We start from the raw sequence: 18,390 nt of genomic DNA, 5'->3' as shown, positions 1-18,390 counted from the left end.
TCGTCATGTCGATCTCGACCACGCGTGGTTGCGCCCCATCTCGCTTCGGCGGCGATAGGCCGTCGATCGCGTCGGGAGAATGGACCGTGCCGAGCGCCACCACGGATGACGGGATCCGCCTCCATTACGAGGAGAGCGGACGCGGTACGCCGCTGATCTTCGTGCACGAGTTCGCGGGGGACCACCGCAGCTACGAGGCGCAGCTTCGCCATTTTAGCCGACGCTATCGCGCCATCGCGTTCAACGCCCGGGGTTACCCGCCGTCCGACGTTCCGAACGCCGTCTCGGCCTATTCTCAGGCCCGCGCCGCCGACGACATCCTGGCGATCCTCGATCATATCGGCGCTGCGCGCGCCCACGTGGCCGGAATCTCGATGGGCGCCTTCGCGACCCTGCACTTCGGGCTGCGCCATCCCCACCGCGCCCTGTCCCTGTGCCTCGGCGGCTGCGGCTACGGCGCGGAACCCGACCGGCAGGACCTGTTTCGCGCCGAGGCCGAGGCAACCGCGACGATCCTGCGGCGGGACGGCATGGAGGCTTTCGCCGAGCGCTATGCCTACGGGCCGACCCGGGTCCAGTTCGAGACCAAGGATCCCCGCGGGCACGCCGAATTCAAGCGCATGCTGGCCGAGCATTCGGCGACCGGATCGGCCAACACCCAGGCGGGTGTGCAGAAGGGACGACCGTCATTGTACGACCTGCAGAATGCGCTGGCGCAGATCGCCGTGCCGACCCTGATCGTTTCCGGCGATGAGGACTGGCCCTGCCTCGCTCCGAGCCTGATGCTGAAACAGGTCATCCCGTCGGCCGCGCTGGCGATCCTGCCCAATACCGGCCACGCGCTCAGCGTCGAGGAGCCCGACGCCTACAACCGCCTGCTGGGTGAGTTCCTGGCGCAGGTCGAGGCCGGGCGCTGGCCGCTGCGGGATCCGCGGGCGATCTCGACCACCATCACGGGTATCAAGGGCTGACCGGCTCCCGCGGGATGAGCCGGAACTTCGCGAAGCGCTGAGGCTGCGTGGTGACCACGGCGTGGGGCAGGATCGGTTCCCGGTCCTCCAGTTCGAGCCGGAACCGGGCCAGCAGCCGTGCCAGTGACAGCACCGTCTCGATCAGCGCGAATTGGGCGCCGATGCAGACGCGCGGGCCGGCCCCGAAGGGCAGGTAGGAGAACCGCGCCGGCGGCTTCGCGTCGGGCAGGAAGCGTCCGGGGTCGAACGCTTCCGGGTCCGACCAGAGCAACCGGTGCCGGTGAAGCACCCAAGGGCTCACCATCACGATGTCGCTCTTCCTGACGGGATGGCCGGCGAGGGTGTCCGGGCCGAGCGCCCGCCGCACGATCACGAACGCCGCCGGGTACAGGCGCAGGGTCTCGTCCACCGTCGCCCGGATCAGTGGCAGGCGCCCGTCGCTCTGGCAGCCGGTCAGATTGCTGAGGTCGGCGGCCCGCGCCTCGGCGGCAAGCCGCTCCTGCAGTTCGGGGGCGAGCGCCAGCATGTAGGCGGCCCAGAACAGGGTGCCGGCCGTGGTCTCGTGGCCGGCCAGGATCATGGTTGCGACCTGGTCCCGCAATTCGGCCGCACTGAACGGCGCGCCGGTATCGGGGTTGCGGGCGGTGGCGAGCAGGTCGAGCAGGTCTCCGGAATGGCCCTCGTCCCGTGCCGCAGCCTGGCGGGCCGCGATGATACGGTCGAGGAACGGGATCCACCGTCGCCGGAACCGCCCCCGGGCCCAATCGAGCGGCACCGGCCAGCCGGGCGGGATCACGATGTCGAGGAGGTGCGGGCGGCCGATCTTGACGCTGTACTCGGCGATGAAGTCGCGCAGCTCCGGACCGTACCGGTCCATCCCGACCGAGAACATGCTCCGCCCGGCGATCTCGAGCGCCAGCCGATGGAAGGCTGCGAACAGGTCGATCGGACCCTCGGCCGCCTCGGAGACGATGCGATCCATCCCGTCGTTCACGGCAGCGGCGATGTGCGGCACGAGGCCATCGATCGCCCGGGGCGTGAATGCCGGCGCCAGTGTGCGGCGCTGGTGGCGCCAGGCCGAGCCTTCGCTGATCAGCAGGCCGTCGCCCAGGATCGGCCGCAGGATCCGCATCGTCCCGGTGGTGCGGGCATAATTGGCCTGGTTCTCCACCAGGAAGTGCCGGATCGCCTCGGGGTCGTTCAGGACGTAGCTCGACCGCCCGAGCAGGCCGCGCCGTGTGATCGGCTCCTCGAACGCGCGCCGGGGGAAGCCCGCCAGGCCGTTGTCGCGGATGGAGCGTAGATAGTCCGGAAGCGGAAGCTCGCGCTCCGCCAGGGCCGGGTGCGGCGGCACCAGGCGCGGAAGGCCGGCGAGGCTCGGATCCGTCCGGTCCGAAGTCGCGATCGCGTCCGATGATGGGGGCATGTCGGCCCATTCTGTGACGGAGTCGCGCCGGACTGTAAACTGTCGGATCGCCCCGGTCGTGCGCCCCGGCACCGTCAAGCGCGACTCACTCGGCGGCGTTGCGCAGGCGGGACTCGTTCGGCCGAAGCTGCAATCGTGCTGGAAAGCGGGCCGCCTCGGCCTCGCTCGACAGGCTCGCCACGAGACTGCCATGGGGTAGCACCGCGCCCGTCACGTCGAGCAGCGTATCGACCCCACGCTCCAACTGCTCGCTCACCCGGTCCACCACCAGGATCTCCGGATCGCGCAGCAGCGCCCGTGCCAGGCCGATCCGGACACGCACCCGCTCGGTGAGCAGCTGGCCGCGATTGCCGACCTGCTTGTCGAGGCCGCGCCGCTGGACCGGGCGCTCCAAGTCGAACTCGCGGAACACCGCCCGGGCCTCGCGCTGGATGATCGCCTCGCCGTGCATGCGCGCCGTGTCGATACGGCCGAACAGCAGGTTGTCGAGGACGGTGCTGCGCGGATTGATACGGTTCGGGTCGTACGATTCGATGTCGCAGCCGTCGTGCCCGTGCATGAACGCCTGGACCACGCCCCGCGCCCCGACGATCCGGAGCAGGAGCGGCTGGTCGAGCAGACCGAAGCGCATCCGCGGCTCGACGTAGGCGAGGGCGAGCGCCATGAACGCCACGCTGTCCGCCTCGTCCAGCCGGCCCTCCGCGGGCAAGCGGGCGAGCCGGCGCAGGTAATCGGGCAGGGCGTCCGGGGTGATCAGCGAGAAGCGCCGGAACAGCGGGTGACCGGGCGGCACGTCGGCGAAGATGTCCTTGAGGTTCTGGGCGATCGCCACGCCCATGCGGTCGAGTTCGTCCAGCAGCTTCACCCGCTCCAGCGCTTCGCGGAACAGGCGCACCCCCGCGAGCCGTCGCGGATCCGTCAGCGTTGGGTCGCGCGGAACCCCGAACATCAGGTTCTCGGCGACGGTCGCCTGCGCGTTGAAGCTGCCCCGCGAGAACGGAATCACGAGGTCCGCGAGCCCACTCTTGGCGAAATGCTCGCGCAGATGCTCCCGGGCGGCAATCATGCGGCGGCCTGCCGGCGTGTCGTGGACGACTGTGCTCAGGGCTCCGAGGCCGAATCGATAGAGGTCGTCCCCGAGATCCAGTCGGAACATCAGGTCGAGCAGGCGTTCGTCGAGTTCGCGGGCATCGCGGACGCCGAACCGGGCGTAGTCAATCCAGGGATCGTCGATGCTGTCCGCCGGATTGCCGGTCTTCACCGCCTCGTTGATCCGCGTCTTGCTGAGATCGATGCCGCGGGTCCGCAGCGGCTGGATTCGCAGCCCGTACAGCAGGTTGTCGCGCACCGTCCCGGGGAACAGGACGGGTTCGAGATCCGCGAAGGCGATACGGCGGGAGCGGACGGCCCGCGGCAGGGTCGACAGGTCGTGATCGCCGACCCGAACCGTGCCGCCGGGCGGGACGCGCAGCCCAGCGAGCACCCGAGCGAATTCCTGTGCGATCGGCCCCGGCGGCACCAGCGCGAGCCGAGACGGCAGATCGGCCTCGACGTCCGTGGTCTCGATCGGCAGCCCCCCCTGGGGATCCCGCAGCGCCAGCGCCTCCACGCGCAGCGGTCCGCCGAGGCGTGGCAGTGTCGCCCGCGAGTCCCGTTCCGCCGGCTGGAGGCGCTGCGGCCCGAAATGCGCCGCCACGGTCTCGTACTTCACCTCGACGTCGAGGCGCTGCTGATCCCAGTCGATCAGCTCCTTCAGGGGAGGTGGGAGATCGCGATAGGCGGCGAGCACCGCCACGAGCTGGCCGATATCGAGCTCGCCCTTGAGCGCGAACACGCCGCCGATGGCGTAGAACAGGAACGGCGTCACCTGCGCGAGCAGGTTGTTCAGGTACTTGACCGCGAATTTTCGCCGATAGATGCGCAGGCGCAGGTCGTAGAGGCTGTACAGCCGGCCGCCGATCTCGGCCCGTTCCCAACGTCCGGTGTCGTTGAGCGTCACCGCCGGCAGGCCGTCGAGCACTTCGGCGACCCGGCCCGCGAGGTTGCGCGAGGCGATCTGGCGCTGGCGGCTCAGCAGGATGATCTGGCGCCGGAGGCGCGGGATCACGGTCATCTGCACCGCCACCATCCCGCCGGCCGCGAGGCCGAGCCAGATGTTCTGCATCATGATGAACGCCAGGGCGGTGGCTGCCTGGGTTCCCAGGAAGACCGGCACCACGATCGCGTCGCCGATGAACGAGCCGATCGGCTCGACCTCGTCCCGGATGATCGTCGCCGTCTCTGAGGATTTCACCTCCCGCTGCGCCTCGGGGGTAAAGCGCAGCATCAGGGAGAACAGCTGATAGCGCAGCCGGCGCAGCATCCGCTCGCCCAGAATACCCTTCTGCAGGTTGATCCAGAACTTGAAGGCGCCGTTGATCAGGACGAGCGTGAGGAACAGGGTCGAGAGGCCCAGCAGCAGCTCGAACCGGTCGAACTGGAAGCCCTCGAACAGCCGCGTCGTCCCGCCGCCCAGCAGGTCCGGCCAATCGATCGTGATCTCCAGGAAGGGTGCGGTCGCCTCGCCGTGCGCGAAGGCCTTGCCGGTGATGGCATCGTTGACGATGCGCTTGGGCAGATCGAGGGAGGCGAAGTAGAACGGCAGCGAGGCCAGGACCACCGCGCAGATCTTGAGCTGGTCGGCCTTCGAGTAGCGCCAGATATACGGGAAGAGCCGCGGCTCAAGCTCGCGCATCGGATCCGTCCGGTGAAAGCCCGTCCTGGCGAAATCGATGCGAGCCGGGTGTGCGCGCACGCACAGATCTGAGCGAAAACTCCATCGAACGACGCGGTTCCATCCCTCGGGCCCGACGCCGCGCGCGATCGTCAGCGCGGCGGCACGATGACGTCACTGCCCTGAGGCCGGACGGCAGCGTCATCGCGGCGTCATATAGGGCATGCTGGCCACCCGGCGGCACCCTTCGATCACGGAACGGCTACCAGCGAAGACTGCGCGTCCGTACGGCGCTGCGGATCGGAGCGATCGCTTCAGGTCGCCTTGAACGCACCAGCTCCGGCCGGCGCATCTCGGCCGCACCACCGGAGGCGCGCAACACGATCGACGCGGCGCCGAATCGAGGCGCGCGGCCGACGCGTCCATGCCGCTGCTGATCGCCGTCTCGCGTGCTGTTCTTCTATGCTTGGTCATCGGATCCGCCCGTTCGGGCCCATGTCCCGCTGCCGGTCTCGGACGGGGAGGGGCGGCGAATCGCCACCGCCAGCCGGCCCGCGCGGGCGACGGTCGATCGCCAATGGAACGACGCCCGACAATCACCGTAGCTGGCGTCCGCGAAGATACACGTGTGCGAGCGCGCGAATTTCGATTTCTTCCGCCAGTGAATTCTCTGTCGCGACCTGTGGTTTATTGGGGTATGGGCGTTCCGTAATACACCGGCATGCGTGCGGCGGCCTTGCCGCGGAGCGCGCGGGCTTATATTGCGACGCAACCATCACGACTCCGTACCTCACCCGGCGCGGACGGCCGCGCCGCGCGGCCGCCAGGGAGCCGGCACAACCCGTTTCGGGCCACCATGAATCTGCGCAACATCGCCATCATTGCCCACGTCGACCACGGCAAGACGACGCTCGTCGACAAGCTGCTGGCCCAGTCCGGCACCTTCCGCGAGAATCAGCGGGTCGAGGAGCGGGCGATGGACTCCAACGACTTGGAGAAGGAGCGTGGCATCACGATCCTGGCCAAGGCGACTTCGGTCGTGTGGGAGGACACCCGCGTCAACATCGTCGACACCCCCGGCCACGCCGATTTCGGCGGTGAGGTCGAGCGCATCCTGTCGATGGTCGATGGCGTGATCGTGCTGGTGGATGCCGCCGAGGGGCCGATGCCCCAGACCAAGTTCGTGGTCGGCAAGGCCCTCAAGATCGGTCTCCGCCCGATCGTGGCGATCAACAAGGTCGATCGTCCGGATGCGCGCATCAACGAGGTCGTGAACGAGGTGTTCGACCTGTTCGCGGCGCTCGACGCCACCGACGAGCAGCTCGATTTCCCGATCTTGTACGGGTCAGGCCGCAACGGCTGGATGGCCGACACCCCCGAGGCGGATCCGTCGGTGGGCCTCAAGCCGCTGTTCGAACTCGTGCTCAAGCACGTGCCGCCGGCCAAGGTCGAGGAAGGTCCGTTCCGGATGCTCGGCACCCTGCTGGAGGCCAACCCGTTCCTCGGTCGCATCATCACCGGCCGCATCGCCTCCGGTACCGTCAAGCCGAACCAGCAGATCAAGGTACTGTCGCGGGACTGCAAGGTTGTTGAGACCGGCCGCGTCTCCAAGATCCTGGCCTTCCGGGGCCTGGAGCGCGCGCCGATCGATATCGGCGAGGCGGGCGACATCGTCTCGATCGCCGGCCTGATCAAGGGTACGGTGGCGGACACGTTCTGCGATCCCCAGGTGGACACCCCGATCCAGGCTCAGCCGATCGATCCGCCGACCGTGACGATGTCGTTCATCGTCAACGATTCGCCGCTCGCCGGCACCGAGGGTGACAAGGTCACCAGCCGCATGATCCGCGATCGCCTGTTCAAGGAGGGCGAGGGTAACGTCACGCTCAAGATCGAGGAAGCGTCCGACAAGGACTCGTTCTACGTGTCCGGCCGTGGTGAGCTTCAGCTCGCCATCCTGATCGAGACCATGCGGCGCGAGGGCTTCGAGATCGCTGTCTCCCGTCCCCGCGTCGTCTACGAGAAGGACGAGAGCGGCGAGCTCCTCGAGCCGATCGAGGAGGTCGTGATCGACGTCGACGAGGAGCATTCCGGCGTCGTCGTCCAGAAGATGTCGGAGCGGAAGGCCGAGATGCTGGAGATGCGCCCTTCGGGCGGCGATCGCCTGCGCCTCGTGTTCCACGCCCCGACCCGCGGCCTGATCGGCTACCAGGGCGAGTTGCTCACCGACACCCGCGGCACGGCGATCATGAACCGCCTGTTCAAGGCCTACGAGCCTTTCAAGGGCGAGATCGCGGGCCGGCGCAACGGCGTGCTGATCTCCAACGACAAGGGCGAGGCCGTGGCCTACGCCATGTGGAACCTCGAGGATCGCGGCCCGATGATGATCGAGCCCGGCTGGAAGGTTTATCAGGGCATGATCATCGGCGAGCATAACCGCGAGAACGATCTCGAGGTGAACGTGCTCAAGGGCAAGAAGCTCACCAACATTCGCACCACCTCGAAGGACGAGGCCGTTCGCCTGACGCCGCCGATCCGCATGACCCTCGAGCGTTCGCTCGCCTGGATCCAGGACGACGAACTGGTCGAGGTGACGCCGAAGTCGATCCGGTTGCGCAAGACGGTGCTGGACCCGAACGACCGCAAGCGCGTCGAGCGGTCGTCTAAGGACACTGCCGCCTGAGCTGAATGCGCGGCAACCGGGCACTCAGCTCCCGTTGCCGACGGGACTATAGGCTGGTCCCTTGTTGACCCACAGGACAGCGTTGCCAGGGCAGATTGCCTTGGCGGCCCGTCCCGGGTGGGCCGCGTGAACCCAGTGATCTCGATGCCCATCGACCCGCATTCCAGCCAGCAGGCTCGCCCGGCTGCACCTTTTCGGGTCGGTCAGGACGGAGACGGCCGCTGGATCGCCGTTGAGACTGGCGGCAGGGCAGGGGGATTGTTCCGGACCCAGCGGGACGCCATCCGCTACGCCTGTGCCGTAACTGGCTGCCGCCCGGACGAGGTCGCGCTGGCCGTCGAGCCGCTCAACTTCCGCGTGTCGTAAAAACCAAGGACGCCCTGGTTTCGGGCCATTGGGCGAGGGCCCGCTTCGCTGTGTCCGCGCGGGCAACGGCGTTTTTCGCCAGATCCCAAAACGTTCGCCGTCGGACTACCATTCTGCTTCGTGTGATGTCAGGCCGTCGCACTTTGGCGCCGAAAAGGCCGTGAACGCGTAGCCGCAGCCTGCCGCTGACGATGAGGCACAACCCCATCGCCATCGTTTCTTGAACGGGCTCTCAACTGCTGCCCGGGTCGGTTTCGTCGTTTTGGCTGTCTCCGCCCTGGGGGCCCATCCCAGGTTTACCGTCGGTCTTCTCGTTTGGGTCCTTTACCGCGTCGGGGGCGACGTTGGCCGGCTTCTTCGGCTTCGGATCTTCGCGCTCGCTCACGGTTTATGCTCCTGCTCGACGCGGTAATGGCCGTCGGCGACTTTCTCATCGGCGGCTGGGCCGCGGGATGCCTTCTGGTCCGAATGACCGCCCGAGGAACCGCCGACCGCTGGTGGTGCCCGTCCGGGCTCGCCGGATTGACCCCAACCTTCCTTGGGCTCGGCCTTCGGCGCGCCGGCTCCCCCCATATCGGTGATCGCCGCCTGTTCGGAGGTCTGATGACCGCCACCCGCAGGGTGTTCACCCGGCGTGCCCACCGTGTCGTCGGGCTTGCGGGTGACCGTGCCGGAATCGCTGGTGAGCCGGGCCATCAGCGCTTCCCGTCGTCTTGGCCGACCGCCGCGGTTGCACGATCGATGGCCTCGTTCATGTTCGCGCCCTTGCCGAAATCGCCCTGAAGCTTCTTCAGGTTCTCCGGGGGTGTCTCGGCCTCGGTTGCGTCCGTAGCATCCGATCCGGGCGTTCCGGACGCGATTCGGGCCGCCTCTGCGTCGCCGGCCGGATTGCGCTTCAGGTCGGCCTGGGTGTTGGCCGGCAATCCCACGTCGAGGGGCGAGTCCTGGCCGAGATCCTGGCCGTTGCGGTCGGCATTGGCGTCGAAGTCCTTCAACGACGGCCGTTTCGTCTGATCTGCCATGGCTGCTGCCTCTCGTTCGTCGCGCTGTGGCGGGACAACGGGGGCGGGTGGTCAGGGTTGCGTCGGGCCAGCCGGTCCAGCTCGGGTTGATCGTGCGACTGAGGCCTCAAGGGCCCACGATCTTCGGCACGACGTTCTGCGTCAGCGCCAACACCGCATCCTCGGCGTGTCCGGGACTGTCCGCCCGGGCCTGGATCGTCAGCAGGTCGCCGTCACGCAGGATCACTGCGGTCGATCCCCCGCCATTCCCCAGCGCATAGACGGTGATCCACCCGACCGCCGGACTGACCGGCAGGGCTGAGAGGCGGCAATCGGGGTTCTGCTTGATGCAGAGCGATTCGAGTTTCGCCAGTGATGTCTCGCCGGTCCGTACGCGCTTCTCGGTCCCGTCGGTCAGGCGTCCGAGTTGAACCTCGACGTTCGGCGATCCCTTGCACGGGGAGCAGGTCAGGTTGAGGTCCAACGGAGTCGCCTGGACGGTTGCCATGCTGCCGATCGCGACGCGGACCGGGTCCAAGAGGCCCGTGAGGTCGTGGCTGACGAAGCCTTGCGCCCGCGCGGCCGGGGCAACGAGGCAGCCGAGAAGTATGAGGAGGTAACGCATAGGGGCCAATCCATCCGGTCACGGGTTCGCCGGCGTCGGGCGGTATCCCTGAAATCAGATGACCGATGCGCAAAGGATTTCCAAGGTACTCCTGGGAATGCGTTGTCCCGCGACGCGAAGATCGCGAGTGACGCCAGAAGGCAATGTTGCTTATTTGTTAAGTAACTGAAATTACTGCAACATTGAACGCCGCATAACAGCACTAGCAAGCCGATTATTAGCTAAAATTTACAATAACTAAGTCGTCTTTATTGTAAAAATTTTCGAAAGATTGCGCCAAGTGCCGCGAGGCAATTTCGTTGCCCGGCTTTGTGACCGTCCACTTCCGGAGCGAATCGAATTTCGCATTGAAAGATTACAGTTAAAGCCGCGCTGGCTGCTTGAGAGCCGGCGCGGCTTGAAACGGTATCTGCGTCGGATCGGGCTAGCCGATTCCGTCGAACAGAGCTGACGAGATGTAGCGCTCGGCGAACGAGCAGGCGATCGTGACGATTCGCTTGCCCTGGAACTCCGGCCGCTTGGCCAGCTCGAGCGCTGCGGCGACGTTGCCGCCGGTGGAGATGCCGCCCGGGATACCCTCGAGGCGGGCCAGCGCCCGTGAGGTCTCGAAGGCGGTGTCGTTGGAGACCTTGAGGACGCCGTCGAGGATGTCCGTGTGCAGGTTACCAGGGATGAAGCCCGCGCCGATGCCCTGGATCTTGTGCGGACCGGGCTGGCCTCCGGAGATGACCGGCGAATCCACCGGCTCGACGGCGAAGACTTGCAGCCCCGGCAGGCGCGGCTTCAAGACCTCGCCGACACCGGTCACCGTCCCGCCCGTGCCGACGCCAGCCACGAACGCGTCGAGCTTGCCGCCCGTGTCGGTCCAGATCTCCTCGGCGGTGGTCTTCCGATGGATCTCGGGGTTGGCCGGGTTCGAGAATTGCTGAGGCATCACCGAGCCGGGGATCTCCTTCAGCAGTTCCTCCGCCTTGGCGATAGCGCCCTTCATGCCCTGTGCACCCGGGGTCAGCGCCAGTTCGGCGCCGAGAAACGCCAGCATCTTGCGCCGCTCGATGGACATCGTCTCGGGCATCACCAGGATCAGCCGGTAGCCGCGGGCCGCGGCCACGAAGGCCAACGCGATTCCGGTATTGCCGGATGTCGGCTCGACCAGCGTACCGCCCGGCTGCAGCTTGCCCGAGGCTTCGAGGGCGTCGATCATGTTGACGCCGATCCGATCCTTCACGCTGGAGATCGGGTTGAAGAACTCGAGCTTCAGCAGGATCTCGGCATCGACGCCGTGCTCCTTGGGCAGGCGGTTGAGGCGCACCAACGGAGTGTTGCCGATGGTCTCTGTGATCGAGCCGTAGACACGGCCGTGGCCGACCTTCGCCGGCGCGTTGAGGGAATCGGCCATCGCGGAACTCCTGCAGGTGACGGGTCGAACAGATGTCGGGTCGGCGCGGTCCGGGCCAAGGGGGGCCGCGGCAGGCCGGCAGACGGGAGGCTGCGATATCGCGTCGCCGAACCCGGTGCAATTAGGCTAAGTGGCCTGTACGAAAGTTCTTTTTGCCAATTCCGTGGATTAAAGGCGAATATGGGAGACCGTCGCTGACGCGCAGGGCTTTTGTGGAATATTGTTCTCCCGAAGCGATCGCGGTAAGCCGTCCGATAGAGGTGTCACATGGAACGCGATGGTGCCGCAGCGACTCGCCGCGTGGCTCTCACGGCGGCTCTCGGCCTTCTGGTTGCCCGAACCGCGCGGGCCGCCGAGACGGCGCACGTCGTGCTCGCCACCGCGACGGCCGGCGGCGGCTTCCCGGCTTTCGGGGACGCCTTCGCGATGGCGATCAAGGCGGCGGATCCCGATCTGACTATCGAGACGCGCGCGAGCGGCGGATCGGCGGAGAATGTCGCGCTCCTGCGGGCCGGCCGGGTCGATCTGGCGCTGATCCAGGGGGAATACGCCTATCCCGCACTGGCCGAGCCTGGCGGCCTCACGGTCCTGGCTCCGATGTATCCCACGCCGGGCTTGTTCGCCGTCCCGGCAGCGAGCCCGATCCACTCCGTCGAGGATCTGCGCGGGCGGACGGTGGTGCTGGGCACGCACAAGTCCGGATTGACCGTCATGGGCGGCAGTGTCCTCGAAGCGTCGGGCCTCGACCCGGCGCACGACATCCGCCCGATCCTGCTCGACCGGGCGGGCGACGGCCCGCCCATGGTTCAGGATGGCCGTGCTGACGCGCTCTGGGGCGGCGGTCTCGGATGGCCCGGTTTCATCGCGATGGCGAATGCGCCGGGCGGCGCACGCTTCTTCGGCCCATCCGAAGCCGGCATCGCGCGCCTCGCACGACCCGGCGCGGCTCTCAAGCGCCTGACCGTGCCGGCCGGCAGCTTCGCCGGGCAGCCCGTCGCAATCGAGACGGTGGGCTCTTGGAGCCTCGTCCTGGTGCGACCGGGCTTCGATCCGGAGACGGCTTTCCGAATCGTCCGCGCGCTGGCCCGGGCCGACATGGCTGCGCGGCATCCGCAAGGTGCGGACACCCATCCCAAAAATCTCGCCGGGGTCGTGCCGGCATCCCAGCTCAACCCCGGCACCCTGCGCTATCTCGGCGAGACCGGCGTTTCGGTTCGCTGACGCCCGGTCTCTACCGGAACGAGGCGACGCGGCGGTCGCGCTTGCGCTCTGCAGCGGGCTGGTAGGCAATTTCGGCGTGGTGGGTGCAGTACGGCAATCCTGTGATCGAGCGCGCGCCGCAGAACCGGAACTCCGGCGTGGTCGGATCGCCCAGTGGCCACCGGCACATGGATTCCCGCAGGTCCATGATCGTGACCCGCTTCGACACCGCCAGGGCCACCGGCTCGGGGGCGGGGGCCGGCGTCGGGAAGACCGGTGCCGGCCGATGCGCCAGGATCGCCACCGGCTCAGGAGCCTGCGTCTCGACCACCGCGATGGCGGTCTCGATCTCGACGGCCTTGGGGGTTGGCGTTGAAGCGGGAGCCTCTTCGGCGCCCCGGGCGCGACCGCCCAGGCCGAGGCGATGCACTTTGCCGATCACCGCGTTGCGGGTGACGCCGCCGAGCTGCGCCGCAATCTTGCTCGCGCTTTGCCCGTCTTCCCACAGCCGGCGCAGGAGCGCCACGCGATCATCTGTCCAGCTCAGGCCCGCTTCCATAGTCCCCCTCCGCCCCCTGCGGCCCGCGCGCTCAGCCGAGGTGACGCAAGGCGTTCCGGGCCGATCAAGACCCTCGCAGCTCATCAAGAGCCGTGCGAACCGCACCCGTGCGCGTCACCCATGCGCGTCGGCTGCCGCACCACGTGCGACACCCTGTCTCGTCAGGCCACGACCGGACCCTAGCGCGGCGCTCGCGCCGCTTGCAAGGGCGGCTCATTGCCCGAGTCGCCCCCTGTCCACCGGCAATGCCCGGTCGGCCTTGGAAGGTGGTTACCCGTCGCCGGAGGGCGTCGTGAGCCCGACGTGACGTGTCGCCGGCGTCACAGCCCGACGTAATCGCATCACAATCGTACCGAATGCTAAGCTTGACCGGAACGAGGTCACGGCCGAGCTGCTTCCTTGTGGCAGAAGGGGCGAGCGTTGCTGTTTTCCGAGGTGAGGACGATGGGTTACCGTCAGGGGGGTCTGCGCGCGTTACTCGCGCTCGGGCTGGCCGGCCAGGTCGCGGCCTGCGGCAGCGTCCCACGCACGGCCTACACCGCCGAGCAGGCGGCGCTCGCCAGCGTGCCCGGGATACCGGGCGCACGCGTCTACGCCGACGCATCGGTCGATACGATCGCGGAACTCGCCGGCAATCCGCTGCGCCGTTCGGCGGGCTTCAACTACCTGGCGCTGTCGGGCGGCGGTGGCGACGGCGCCTACGGGGCCGGCGTCCTGAACGGTTGGACGGCATCGGGCACGCGCCCGGAATTCACTCTGGTCTCCGGCGTGTCGACCGGGGCGTTGATCGCCCCCTTCGCGTTCCTGGGACCGGCCTACGACGCGTACCTTACCGAGTTCTACACCAGCGGCGTCGCCGGCGAACTCGTGACGTCGCCCAGCATCTCCAACATCCTGTTCGGCTCCGGCCTGTTCGGCGACGGGCGCCTGCGCAACCTGATCGCCCGCTACGTCACCCCGGAACTGCTCACCGCCATCGCCGAGGAGCACGCCAAGGGCCGCCGCCTGATGGTGGTGACGACCAACCTCGATTCGCAGCGCTCGGTGATCTGGAACATGGGCGCCATCGCGTCGAGCGGTGCGCCGAACGCCCTGGATCTGTTCCGCGACGTGCTGGCTGCGTCCGCCAGCGTCCCGGCGGTGTTCCCGCCGCAGATGATCGACGTGAACGCGGCCGATGCCCGGTTCCAGGAGATGCATGTCGACGGGTCCGTGGTCACCCCGGTCTTCACGCTGCCGCAGACGCTGCTGCTGCGCGACGGGAAGATCCGCACCGGTGGCAAGGCCAACATCTACGTGGTGATCAACGGCCGGCTGGAGCCCGACTTCGAGGTGACGAAAAACAACACCCTGTCCATCGTCGAGCGTTCGTTCACGACGGCGAGCCGCGCCCGCTCCCGTGCAACCTTGACCGCGACCTACGCGCTGGCCCGCAGCAACGGGATGAGCTTCAACCTCACATACATCGACGAGGACGGCCCGAAGGCCTCGGCCGCGAAGGGCTTCGACACCGCCTACATGCGGGCGCTCTATCAGGAGGGTCTCGGGAAGGGCCGCACCGGCACCTTCTGGCAACACACCGTCCCGGCCTCGCCGACGCTCAAGCAGACCGCGGCGGCGGTCGCGAACTGACGGTCGCAAACAGCGACGCCGCGCATCCGACCGGGCGCGCGGCGCTGCGACTGTGGTTACTTGCCCAGGATCTTGGTGACCAGGCGGCCGATCGGCGTCGCGGTGCTGGCGTTCCGGTCATCGCGGTCGATGGGGCGATTCTCGTTGCCGAGAAGCTTGGTGACGATGCGTCCGATCAGGCTCATGGATCTCTCCCGGCGTTCGCGCCAAAACGGCGCAGCTTGCCCATTAACGGGTGATGCGTGCGGGGCGTTCCCGGCGGAACGCCGTCAGACCTGCATCAGCCGGATGTTGTTGGTGTTCCCCACGGTGTGGAACGGGATTCCGGCCGTCACGACGATGATGTCGTTCGGCTTCGCGAAGCCCTCCGCCCGCGCGTACTGGCCGGCCTTGGCGGTCATCTCCTCGTAGGAATCGACGTCGTCGGTGTGGACGCTATGCGCGCCCCAGAGCAGGCACAGACGCCGCGAGGTGGCGAGACTCGGGGTCAGCGCCAGGATCGACGACGCGGGGCGCTTGCGCGCGACCCTGGCGGCCGTCGTCCCGCTCGTGGTGTAGGTTACGATCGCGGCGGCGCGCACCGCCTCGGCCAAGTCCGCTGTGGCGGTGGCCACCGCGTGGGGTGGGGTCTCCTCCTCGCTGGGCTCGGAGGCCGCCACGATCGAGTGGTAGAGCTTGTGCCCCTCCACGCTGCGGATGATCCGATCCATCATCGACACGGCTTCGACCGGGTACTTCCCGGTGGCCGATTCCGCCGACAGCATCACCGCGTCGGCACCGTCGTAGATCGCCGTCGCGACATCCGATGCCTCGGCCCGGGTCGGGGCCGGGGCCTGGACCATCGAGTCGAGCATCTGGGTCGCCACGATCACGGGCTTCACGGCGAGCCGACAGGCGCGGATCAGCTCCTTCTGCCGCCCGGGCACGTCCTCGTGCGGGATCTCGACGCCGAGATCGCCCCGGGCGACCATCACGGCATCCGAGAGCCGGATGATGTCGTCGATCCGCTCCAGCGCCTGCGGTTTCTCGATCTTCGACATGATGCCGGCGCGATCACCGATGATGCCGCGCGCCTCGATCAGGTCTGATGGTTTCTGGACGAAGGACAGCGCGATCCAGTCGACGCCGAGGTCGAGCCCGAAGGCGAGGTCCCCACGGTCCTTCTCGGTGAGGGGCGACAGGTCCAGGAGCGTACCCGGCAGGTTGACGCCCTTGCGGTTCGAGATGACGCCGCCCGTGATCACCTCGGCGGTGATCGCGTCCCGCTCCGGCCCGAGGACGCGGACCCGCACCCGCCCGTCGTCGATCAGGAGTTCCTGTCCGGGCACCACCGCGGTGAAGATTTCCGGGTGGTGGAGCGGGATCGCCTGCTTGTCGCCGTCGGCTCCTTCGAGGACGAAGCGGATCGTCTCCCCGGCGACCAGATCCTGGCGTCCGCCCTGCAGCGTGCCGATGCGGATCTTCGGTCCCTGCAGATCCTGCAGGATGCCGATCGGGCGACCGACCTCCCGCTCGAGGGCGCGGATCGCCGCGTGGACCTTGGCGTGGTCTTCCTGCACGCCGTGGCTGAAGTTGAGCCGGAAGGTGTCGACGCCGGCGAGGAACAGGTCGCGCAACCGGTTTGGTGCCGAGCTGGCCGGGCCGACTGTAGCGACGATCTTGGCGTGGCGGTGACGGCGCATGCGGGCCTCTGCCATGAAGACGATCTCCGGGAATCGGCCGGGCGATCGGGCCCGCCGACGGCCCCCACATTGGTAAGAATGGGCGCGGAGGCGAGCTTTTTCTGGCGGTCCGGAGACATTCGCCGTTCGGACCGCGCCCTATTTGGCGACCTCCCGGGCGATGCCGGCGAGCCCATCGTCGTAGATTCCGGTGATGTCTTTGAGGGCGTCGGCGTCGCTCATGCCCTCGGCGTCGAAGGTCGCGGTCCAGACCACCGTGGAGCCCGCGCCGTTCGGGCGGACCGCCAGGGTAGCGTTGTAGGCGCGCACCGGCAGCGGGCCCTGGATGAAGCTGTAGCTGTAGCTCATGGCCGCCTCGTCGCGGGCGGTCTCGACCTCGACGATCGTGCCCAGGCCGCCCTTCGCCACCAGACCGCGGATCTGTGCGCGGATGCCGTCGTCGTCGTCCTCGCGCGACAGGATGCAGCGCTCGACCTGCGGGTGCCACAGCCCGATCGCGCAGAAATCGCCGATCAGCGCCCAGATTGCGGCGGGCGGTGCCGGGATGTCGCGGCTGCGGGTGACTTCGAGGGCGCAGGCCGGGCCTTCCGCCAGCAGGCCTGCGGCGCAGATCACCCACAGGGCGGGTCGTTTCACGATGGGGCCTCCGCAGAATGTCGTCGATGGAAAGTAGGGCGCCTGCCGAGCGAAGCCCATCGGGCTACCGGGGCCGACGATGCCTGGATACCAATGGGTCAGGCCGGTAAGACGACGCTGCCGATCGGTCGCCACGACGGTGCGCTTCGATGGGTACCCCCTGACAGGCTTTGAGTCGGAGACGCCGATGGACGATCGCCCCTGGCCGGCCTTAATCGCAGAGCGTGGCTGGCGGGCCCTGTCTCGCCGCTGGCGACCCGCTTGTGCGCTCAGAATCGCGGCTCTTGCCTCCGCGCCGGGGCTGGCCATGGCCGCGCCCGGGGATAGCCCGCCAGCCGTGTCTTTCGAATCCTGCCGCGGCGATTTGATCGCCTGGGCGACAACGCACGACGTCCCACATTCCGTCGCGCAGGCGCAGTTGGGTGACTTGCAGCCGGACGCGGAGGTGCTGGCGGCGACGCAGAATCAGGGAGAGTTCGTCCGGCCGATCTGGGACTACATCGAGGCCAGCGTAACGCCGGCGCGGATCGAGACCGGTCAGCGCAAGCTGGCGGAGCTGGCGACACCGCTGGCGGCCATCGAGGCGCAGTACGGCGTCGACCGCTACACGCTTGTGGCCTTCTGGGGCGTCGAGTCGAGCTACGGTGCCGTGCTCGACAATAGCGCCGTGGTGCGGCCCGTGGTGCGCGCGCTCGCGACGCTGAGCTGCGGCGATCCCAGCCGGTCGTCCTACTGGCGCGACGAGTTGACCGCCGCGCTGCAGATCATCGCCCGTGGAGAGGCGCCCCTCGACCGCATGCCGGGCGGCCTGACCGGGTCCTGGGCCGGCGCGATGGGCCATACCCAGTTCATGCCCAGCGTCTACCAGCGCTACGCGGTGGATTTCGACGGGGATGGAAAGCGGGACATCTGGACGTCGGCCCCGGACGCACTCGCCTCTACGGCGAATTATCTGCGCGATCACGGCTGGCGGTCCGGCGAAGGCTGGGGCTACGAAGTGGTGCTGCCGGACGGGTTCGAAGCTGCGCTGGCCGACGAGACCACGCCGCGCAGCCTCGCGGCGTGGCGGGACCTCGGCATGAGGCTCACCCGGGATCGCCCCATTCCGGACGAGGCCGCGACGGCGACCCTGATCCTGCCTGCGGGAATTCGCGGGCCCGCCTTCCTGCTCCGGCCCAATTTTTCCGCGATCCTGCGCTACAACACGGCTCTGGCGTATGCCTTGACCGTGGCGCTGCTCTCGGACCGCCTGCGCGGCGATCCGGGCCTGTCGCGCGACTGGCCCCGGGGTGACCGGCCGCTCACCGGGGACGAGCGCCGCGACCTTCAGACCCGGCTGAGCGAGCGCGGCTACGCCACCGGCGGCGTCGACGGGAAGATCGGCCCGAAGACCCGGGCGGCCCTGCGCGCCTATCAGGGTTCGCAGGGGCTGCCGGCGGATGGCTACGCCGACGCGGCGCTGCTGGACCGCATCCGCGCGGCGCCATGAGAGGCGCC

16 protein-coding genes are annotated in these 18,390 nt (G+C 68.1%); 5 read left to right on the top strand and 11 right to left on the bottom strand.

Annotated features, from left to right (window positions below; all coding sequences use genetic code 11):
• Nucleotides 1–86 precede the first annotated feature (86 nt).
• The gene (locus FVA80_RS15965) at nucleotides 87–971 is read left to right on the top strand and encodes an alpha/beta hydrolase (protein ID WP_147906792.1); all 885 of its coding nucleotides are present in this window, start codon (nucleotides 87–89) and stop codon (nucleotides 969–971) included.
• Here FVA80_RS15965 and FVA80_RS15960 read toward each other — a convergent pair.
• Nucleotides 961–2,397, bottom strand: coding sequence for a cytochrome P450 (locus FVA80_RS15960; RefSeq protein ID WP_187193376.1), 1,437 nt, complete (start codon nucleotides 2,395–2,397; stop codon nucleotides 961–963). The genes FVA80_RS15965 and FVA80_RS15960 overlap by 11 nt on opposite strands.
• 85 nt (nucleotides 2,398–2,482) lie before the next feature.
• On the bottom strand, nucleotides 2,483–5,131 hold the full coding sequence (locus FVA80_RS15955) for an ABC transporter ATP-binding protein (RefSeq protein WP_147906793.1): 2,649 nt from the start codon (nucleotides 5,129–5,131) through the stop codon (nucleotides 2,483–2,485).
• Between the two features lie 835 nt (nucleotides 5,132–5,966).
• Here FVA80_RS15955 and typA point away from each other — a divergent pair.
• On the top strand, nucleotides 5,967–7,793 hold the full coding sequence (typA, locus tag FVA80_RS15950; protein WP_147906794.1) for a translational GTPase TypA: 1,827 nt from the start codon (nucleotides 5,967–5,969) through the stop codon (nucleotides 7,791–7,793).
• 598 nt (nucleotides 7,794–8,391) lie between these two features.
• On the opposite strand, the gene FVA80_RS30580 is transcribed toward typA, so the two are convergent.
• From FVA80_RS30580 to cysK, 5 genes are all read right to left on the bottom strand, one after another.
• On the bottom strand, nucleotides 8,392–8,544 hold the full coding sequence (locus tag FVA80_RS30580; RefSeq protein WP_187193374.1) for a hypothetical protein: 153 nt from the start codon (nucleotides 8,542–8,544) through the stop codon (nucleotides 8,392–8,394).
• The gene (locus FVA80_RS15940; protein WP_147906795.1) at nucleotides 8,541–8,855 is read right to left on the bottom strand and encodes a hypothetical protein; all 315 of its coding nucleotides are present in this window, start codon (nucleotides 8,853–8,855) and stop codon (nucleotides 8,541–8,543) included. Before FVA80_RS15940 ends, FVA80_RS30580 begins: the two co-directional genes overlap by 4 nt.
• Complete coding sequence (locus FVA80_RS15935; protein WP_147906796.1) at nucleotides 8,855–9,181, bottom strand: hypothetical protein; 327 nt, start codon at nucleotides 9,179–9,181, stop codon at nucleotides 8,855–8,857. The genes FVA80_RS15940 and FVA80_RS15935 overlap by 1 nt, the downstream gene beginning before the upstream one ends.
• A 106-nt stretch (nucleotides 9,182–9,287) precedes the next feature.
• Nucleotides 9,288–9,785 carry a hypothetical protein gene (locus FVA80_RS15930; RefSeq protein ID WP_147906797.1) on the bottom strand — a complete coding sequence of 166 codons (498 nt, stop codon included), beginning with the start codon at nucleotides 9,783–9,785 and terminating at the stop codon, nucleotides 9,288–9,290.
• A gap of 424 nt (nucleotides 9,786–10,209) precedes the next feature.
• A complete protein-coding gene (cysK, locus tag FVA80_RS15925) occupies nucleotides 10,210–11,184 on the bottom strand; it encodes a cysteine synthase A (RefSeq protein ID WP_147906798.1) in 975 nt (324 codons plus the stop codon).
• Between the two features lie 300 nt (nucleotides 11,185–11,484).
• Here cysK and FVA80_RS15920 point away from each other — a divergent pair, with 300 nt between their 5' ends.
• Nucleotides 11,485–12,405 (top strand): TAXI family TRAP transporter solute-binding subunit, encoded by a 921-nt coding sequence (locus FVA80_RS15920; protein ID WP_246691972.1) that lies wholly within the window; start codon nucleotides 11,485–11,487, stop codon nucleotides 12,403–12,405.
• A 10-nt stretch (nucleotides 12,406–12,415) separates the two neighbouring features.
• Here FVA80_RS15920 and FVA80_RS15915 read toward each other — a convergent pair whose 3' ends face one another.
• A complete protein-coding gene (locus FVA80_RS15915; protein ID WP_147906800.1) occupies nucleotides 12,416–12,943 on the bottom strand; it encodes a GcrA family cell cycle regulator in 528 nt (175 codons plus the stop codon).
• Between the two features lie 444 nt (nucleotides 12,944–13,387).
• Here FVA80_RS15915 and FVA80_RS15910 point away from each other — a divergent pair, with 444 nt between their 5' ends.
• Nucleotides 13,388–14,575 carry a patatin-like phospholipase family protein gene (locus FVA80_RS15910; RefSeq protein WP_147906801.1) on the top strand — a complete coding sequence of 396 codons (1,188 nt, stop codon included), beginning with the start codon at nucleotides 13,388–13,390 and terminating at the stop codon, nucleotides 14,573–14,575.
• A 56-nt stretch (nucleotides 14,576–14,631) separates the two neighbouring features.
• On the opposite strand, the gene FVA80_RS15905 is transcribed toward FVA80_RS15910, so the two are convergent.
• From FVA80_RS15905 to FVA80_RS15895, 3 genes are all read right to left on the bottom strand, one after another.
• The gene (locus tag FVA80_RS15905; protein ID WP_007561257.1) at nucleotides 14,632–14,760 is read right to left on the bottom strand and encodes a hypothetical protein; all 129 of its coding nucleotides are present in this window, start codon (nucleotides 14,758–14,760) and stop codon (nucleotides 14,632–14,634) included.
• An 84-nt stretch (nucleotides 14,761–14,844) separates the two neighbouring features.
• Nucleotides 14,845–16,257, bottom strand: a complete 1,413-nt coding sequence (gene pyk / locus FVA80_RS15900; protein WP_147906863.1) for a pyruvate kinase — start codon at nucleotides 16,255–16,257, stop codon at nucleotides 14,845–14,847.
• 138 nt (nucleotides 16,258–16,395) lie between these two features.
• Nucleotides 16,396–16,893, bottom strand: a complete 498-nt coding sequence (locus tag FVA80_RS15895; protein WP_246691971.1) for an SRPBCC family protein — start codon at nucleotides 16,891–16,893, stop codon at nucleotides 16,396–16,398.
• A 307-nt stretch (nucleotides 16,894–17,200) separates the two neighbouring features.
• Between FVA80_RS15895 and FVA80_RS15890 the strand changes: the two genes are divergently transcribed.
• The gene (locus FVA80_RS15890) at nucleotides 17,201–18,382 is read left to right on the top strand and encodes a lytic murein transglycosylase (protein WP_147906802.1); all 1,182 of its coding nucleotides are present in this window, start codon (nucleotides 17,201–17,203) and stop codon (nucleotides 18,380–18,382) included.
• Nucleotides 18,383–18,390: the final 8 nt, after the last annotated feature.

This window comes from Methylobacterium sp. WL1 (assembly GCF_008000895.1).
Taxonomy (GTDB): Bacteria; Pseudomonadota; Alphaproteobacteria; order Rhizobiales; family Beijerinckiaceae; genus Methylobacterium.
The sequence above is the reverse complement of the archived record's forward strand: the minus strand, read 5'-3'. Positions and strand labels throughout refer to the sequence as shown.